This window comes from Arthrobacter sp. B0316-1-20 (assembly GCF_059091865.1).
This window is the reverse complement of record NZ_JBNHHC010000128.1, coordinates 1-5,359: the sequence shown is the minus strand read 5'-3', so window position 1 is coordinate 5,359 and position 5,359 is coordinate 1. Positions and strand designations below refer to the sequence as shown.

The 5,359-nt window shown below is 66.0% G+C and carries 7 protein-coding genes; 5 read left to right on the top strand and 2 right to left on the bottom strand.

What is annotated here, in order from left to right; all coding sequences use genetic code 11:
• Positions 1-495 (top strand): acyl-CoA dehydrogenase family protein (locus AC5RW2_RS40235; protein ID WP_494075246.1); only part of this gene is annotated, 495 nt, incomplete at its 5' end.
• Between the two features lie 128 nt (positions 496-623).
• Here AC5RW2_RS40235 and cls read toward each other — a convergent pair.
• Complete coding sequence (gene cls / locus AC5RW2_RS40230) at positions 624-2,096, bottom strand: cardiolipin synthase (RefSeq protein ID WP_494029952.1); 1,473 nt, start codon at positions 2,094-2,096, stop codon at positions 624-626.
• A gap of 41 nt (positions 2,097-2,137) precedes the next feature.
• Here cls and AC5RW2_RS40225 point away from each other — a divergent pair, with 41 nt between their 5' ends.
• The 4 genes from AC5RW2_RS40225 (at position 2,138) to AC5RW2_RS40210 (ending at position 3,487) form a co-directional block, all read left to right on the top strand.
• Positions 2,138-2,530: an MmcQ/YjbR family DNA-binding protein gene (locus AC5RW2_RS40225; protein ID WP_494029951.1), complete on the top strand. Its 393-nt coding sequence runs from the start codon at positions 2,138-2,140 to the stop codon at positions 2,528-2,530.
• Positions 2,531-2,938 carry a hypothetical protein gene (locus tag AC5RW2_RS40220; protein ID WP_494029950.1) on the top strand — a complete coding sequence of 136 codons (408 nt, stop codon included), beginning with the start codon at positions 2,531-2,533 and terminating at the stop codon, positions 2,936-2,938.
• A gap of 9 nt (positions 2,939-2,947) precedes the next feature.
• Positions 2,948-3,103: a hypothetical protein gene (locus AC5RW2_RS40215; protein WP_494029949.1), complete on the top strand. Its 156-nt coding sequence runs from the start codon at positions 2,948-2,950 to the stop codon at positions 3,101-3,103.
• A 63-nt stretch (positions 3,104-3,166) separates the two neighbouring features.
• Positions 3,167-3,487 carry a putative quinol monooxygenase gene (locus AC5RW2_RS40210; RefSeq protein ID WP_494029948.1) on the top strand — a complete coding sequence of 107 codons (321 nt, stop codon included), beginning with the start codon at positions 3,167-3,169 and terminating at the stop codon, positions 3,485-3,487.
• Positions 3,488-3,588: 101 nt separating this feature from the next.
• Here AC5RW2_RS40210 and purL read toward each other — a convergent pair.
• Positions 3,589-5,359, bottom strand: a 1,771-nt coding sequence (gene purL, locus AC5RW2_RS40205; RefSeq protein ID WP_494075245.1) for a phosphoribosylformylglycinamidine synthase subunit PurL, incomplete at its 5' end; no start/stop codon positions are given.

The window sequence follows — 5,359 nt, the reverse complement described above, 5'->3', positions numbered from 1 at the left end:
AAGGCGGTCCTCAATGACGTGCGGGAGCAGGTCAAGTGCCGCAACCGGACGTTTACCAACGCCGTCGGAAACTCGCAGGCGCCTGCGGTGCGGCATGACCCCCTGATCCAGCAACTGGTGGGCCAGATCTCCGGCAAGGCCTTTGCCGCGGAAGCCATCGTGCTGGCCGCCGCCCGCGAGCTGGAGGCGGCACGGGATCCGTCCGCGGACCTGACCGACGGCGAGCGCTTTGCACGCGGTGAACTGGCGGTGGAGAAGGCCCAGCTGATGGTTCCCGACCTGGTCATGGACGCCGCCAAGCAGCTCTTCGATACCCTCGGGGCTTCCGCTACCTCGCAGCGCAAGCAGCTGGACCGGCACTGGCGCAACGCGCGTACCGTCGCCGCCCACAATCCGACGGTTTTCAAGGCCAGGAACATCGGTGACTACGAGCTGAACGGCACCCCGCCGGCGGGGTCCTGGACGGTGGGGACGGTGACCGGCGTTCCTGCATGAGCCGGTGGACAACCTCACCGCCGAACCCCACCGCCGAAACCTCAGTTGTTGCGGTTTTTTGTCCCTGAAACCGCAATAACTGAGGTTTCGGCGATCGTGGGGAGGGCGGCGGCGTCCCGACCGCTACGCTATTGCAGCGCCGCAGTCAGCCGGCAGACGTTGTCCAGGAACCTCTGCGGCAGCGGTCGTTCCACCCATTCGTCCAGCTGGACGGGCCTGCTGGCCTCCAGGTATTCCTGGTCGATTTCCAGCATTTGTGAAACAAATTCCCGGTCGCAGACCAGGAGGGACACTTCGAAGTTCAGTGTGAAGGACCTCATGTCCATGTTGGATGAGCCGATTACGGCCACCGCGGAGTCGATGATGATGAACTTGGAGTGCAGCACGTACGGCGACTTGTAGAGGTGGATGTCCACGCCGGCTTCGATCAGCGTCTGATAATAGGAACGCTGGGCGTGGTAGACGAAGAACTGGTCTGAGGTTTCGCCCATGTAGAGCCTGACCGCGACGCCGCGCTGGGCCGCCGTCGTAATGGCGTACAGCATGGACTCGTCCGGCACGAAGTACGGGCTGGAAATGACGATGCTGCGCTCCGCGCTGTAGAGCAGGGTATTGAACAGGCGCAGATTGTTCTCCGCATCGAAGCCCGGACCGCTGGGCACCACCTGGCAGAGCAGTCCGCCGCCGACGTCGTCCTCGATCAGGTCCGCCTCCTCCTCCAGGATTTCCCCGGTCTCCGCATACCAGTCGGTGATGAACAGGGCGTTCAGCTCGTCCACGATCGGGCCGGTGGTCCGGACCATGAGGTCCTTCCACAGCAGCCCGCGGCGCCTGTTGCCGCGTTTGTTGTAGCTGCGGTCGATGATGTTCTGGGAACCGGTGAAAGCCAGGTTGCCGTCGATGACCAGGATCTTCCGGTGGTTGCGCAGGTCCGGCCGCTGGTACTCCAGCCGCCACGGACGCACCGGCAGCATGCGGCGCCAGGGGATGCCGGCACGCTCCAGGCGCTTGACCGCCTCGCCGTAGCCGGGATAGCCGATGCTGCCCATGTGGTCGATGAGTACCCGCACGCGGACCCCGCGGTGGTGGGCGTCTTCGAGCGCCTGGAACATGGGCTCGGTGGTCTCATCGACGGCGACGATGTAGAACTCGAAGTGGACATAGATCCTGGCCGCCCGGATGGCCTCCGTCATGGTTTCCAGCGAGGCGTTGTAGTCGTCCAGGAGCTCGAGTTTGTTGCCGGCCGTCATTGGCAGGGCGCCGAGCTGGTGGTTGAGCTTGACCGCTGCGAGCGCCCAGTCCGGCGTGCCGGTGGGATCGCCCAGGCAGTAGCTGTCGGAGGTATTCTTCCGGATGAGCTCGGTCATTTTCGACTGCTTGTCACGCCGGCTTTTCGGCAGCTTGGGACTGCCGATGAGCAGGAAGACCAGCAGGCCCAGAATCGGAATGAAGAGGATCGCCAGCAGCCAGCCCAGCGCCACCGATGGGCGGCGGTTCTGGGGGACGACTCCCAGCGCGATGACCAGGATGACCATGTTGACGACAATCAGCAGCACCGTGCCGGAGAGCGGCAGATTGATGGCGGACAACAGGTTGGTCATGCCAACACCTTATGCGTTGCCGCCGGAGTAATCTGAACGCCATGGATGCGGCAATGCTGAAGGAAATCTGCCTGGCCCAGCCCGGCGCGTTCGAGGACTTCCCCTTCGGCCCCGATGCATCCGTGTTCAAGGTCAGGGCGGCCGGCGGAACCGCCAAAATGTTCGCGCTGGCCAACCTGGATGCCGAGCCGCTGACCGTCAGCCTCAAGTGCGAGCCGGTCCTCGCTCAGCAGCTGCGCGCGGCACATCCCGAAATCAGCGGCGCGTACCACATGAACAAGACACATTGGAACCAGGTGTGGTGCGATGGGGACCTTCCCGACGGGATGATCCGCGACATGGTGGAGGACTCCTACGACTTGGTGGTGGCGTCCCTGCCGCGGAAGGACCGCGAGTCGCTGGGCTGGGCACGGCTGGCGCGGGGCGACGCGTAGATGCTGAGGCAGGAATTCCTCGACGAGTTGTGGGACGCGGCCGACCCGAAGTCCACCGAGCAGCGGCTGCGGGGCGCCGACACGAACCGCTTCATGCTTCCGGCGGACCGGGCGGAGCTGGCCACGCAGATCGCGCGGGTGCTGGGGCTGCAAGGACGATTCGCGGAAGCCTGCGCCGTCCTTGACGGCATCGACCCGGATAAGTTTGACACCGCAGACAAGCCCGACGGCGGCGCTATTGTCCGCGTTCGGCTCGCCTTGGAACGGGGCCGGCTGCATCGCGCCTCCGGCAGCCCGGCGGCTGCGGTGCGGTTCCTCGGCGAAGCCGCCCAGCTTGCCGGAATGCATGGGTTTTGCGCCTTGGAGCAGGCGGCGCGGGCCCTTCTGGAGCCGGGCCCGCAGGACTAGCATGAAGCCATGTCCGAACAGGGAAAGTCGTACTTGATACCCATCATGGCGGGGGCGGTCCTGGCCGGTCTGGCCCGCCTGGTGCTGCGCAAGCGCAAGGAGGACAAAGCCGCGGAGCAGGCCAAAAGGGCGGCGCGGGAGAGAGCCCACCCCCGCAATCTCTGACCGCTGCTTGGCTAGGCTGGTTCTGCAAGACGCAGCAGCACCAGTAACAGAAGGGCAGCACACGTGATATTCATTGTCGTCAAGTTCAAGGTTAAGCCGGACTGGTCGGAGAAGTGGATGGACGTTGTCCATGACTTCACCGAGGCCACTCGCAGGGAGCCGGGCAACCTCTGGTTCGACTGGTCGCGCAGTGTCGAGGACCCGAACGAGTTCGTGCTCGTGGAGGCCTTCAAGGACGACGCGGCCGCGGCCCATGTCAACAGCGACCACTTCCAGGCAGCCATGAAGAAGATGCCCGAGGCGCTGGCGGAGACCCCGCAGATCATCAGCCGGCAGATCGACGGCGAAGGCTGGGACCGGATGGGCGAACTGACCGTCCAGTAGCAACTCCACACCCCATAAATGAGTCAGCAGCAGGTGCCCGAAAGATCACTCAATCGTGCACCTGCTGCTGTGTCAGCGGTAGGAAAGTGGGGAAACGGGCGTCAGTCGAAGTACTTCGGCAGGGTGGCCTCGTGGGCTTCCTTCAGCTCCGCCAGCGGCAGGGCGAACTGTCCCTGGAAGTCCAGCGCCTGGTTCTCGGTGTCCACGACGCCGATCCGCAGGTGCGCGAAGCCGCGGGCGGTGCACATGTCCTTGAACCGGACCTCTTCGGACCGGGCCACGGATACCACAGCGCGGGCCTGGGACTCGGAGAACAGTGCGGTGAACAGGTCGATGCCGTCGCGCTCGCACAGTTCGTCCAGGCCGATCCGGGCGCCGACGCCGAAGCGCAGGGCCATGTCCGACAAGCCGGCGGCCAGGCCGCCCTCGGACAGGTCATGCGCGGCGTCGATCATGCCGTCGCGGGAGGCGTTGACCAGGATTTCACCGAGCTGGCGCTCGAGGTCCAGGTCCAGGGCCGGTGGCTTGCCGCCGAGGTGGCCGCGCAGGTTGGCCCATTCGGAGCCGTCCAGCTCGTCCTTGGTCACACCCAGCAGGTAGATGGCCTGGCCGTCCTCGCGCCAGCCCGACGGCGTGCGGCGGGCGACGTCGTCGAACACGCCCAGGACGCCCACCACGGGCGTCGGGTGGATGGCCACCCCGCCCGTCTGGTTGTACAGGGAGACGTTGCCGCCGGTGACCGGAACGCCCAGTTCCTGGCAGGCGTCGGAGAGGCCGCGGACGGTCTCGGCGAACTGCCACATGACCTCCGGATCCTCGGGGGACCCGAAGTTCAGGCAGTCAGTGACGGCCATGGGCTTGGCGCCCGAGGTGGCCACGTTACGGTAGGACTCGGCCAGCGCCAGGCGGGCGCCCTCGTACGGATCCAGGTAGGCGTAGCGGCCGTTGGCGTCGGTGGAAATTGCCACGCCCAGACCGGTCTTTTCGTCCACGCGGATCACGCCGGCGTCGTCCGGCATGGCCAGGGCGGTGTTGCCCTGGACATAGCGGTCGTACTGCTTGGTGACCCATTCCTTGGAGGCCATGTTCGGCGAAGCCATCAGCTCCAGGACAGCGGACTTGAGCTCCTCACCGGAAGCCGGCCGGCCGGCGTCGGAGTCTGACCCCGTGAACCCGGACGCCTGCACGCCGTCGAGCCACTCGGGGCGGTGGTACGGGCGCTCGTAGACCGGGCCCTCGTGGGCCACAGTGCGCGGATCCACGTCGACGATCTTCTCGCCGTCCCACTCGATGACCAGGCGGCCGGTGTCCGTGACCTCGCCGAGGACGGAGTACTCCACGTCCCACTTGGCCATGATGGCCTCGAACTTCGGCAGGTTCTCCGGGGTCACCACGGCCATCATGCGTTCCTGCGACTCGGACATCAGGATCTCGCCCGGGGTCAGGGTCGGGTCGCGCAGCAGCACCTTGGTCAGCTCGACGTGCATGCCGCCGTCGCCGTTGGAGGCCAGCTCGGAGGTGGCGCAGGAGATGCCCGCGGCACCCAGGTCCTGGATGCCTTCCACCACGGCGCCCTTGAACAGCTCAAGGCAGCACTCGATCAGGATCTTTTCCGCGAACGGGTCGCCCACCTGCACGGCCGGGCGCTTGGACGGCTTGCTGTCGTCGAAGGATTCAGAGGCCAGCACGGACGCGCCGCCGATGCCGTCGCCTCCGGTGCGGGCACCGAACAGGACCACCTTGTTGCCGGCGCCGGACGCGTTGGCCAGCCGGATGTCCTCATGGCGCATGACGCCCACGGCCAGCGCGTTGACCAGCGGGTTGCCTTGGTAGACGGAGTCGAAGACCACCTCGCCGCCGATGTTCGGCAGG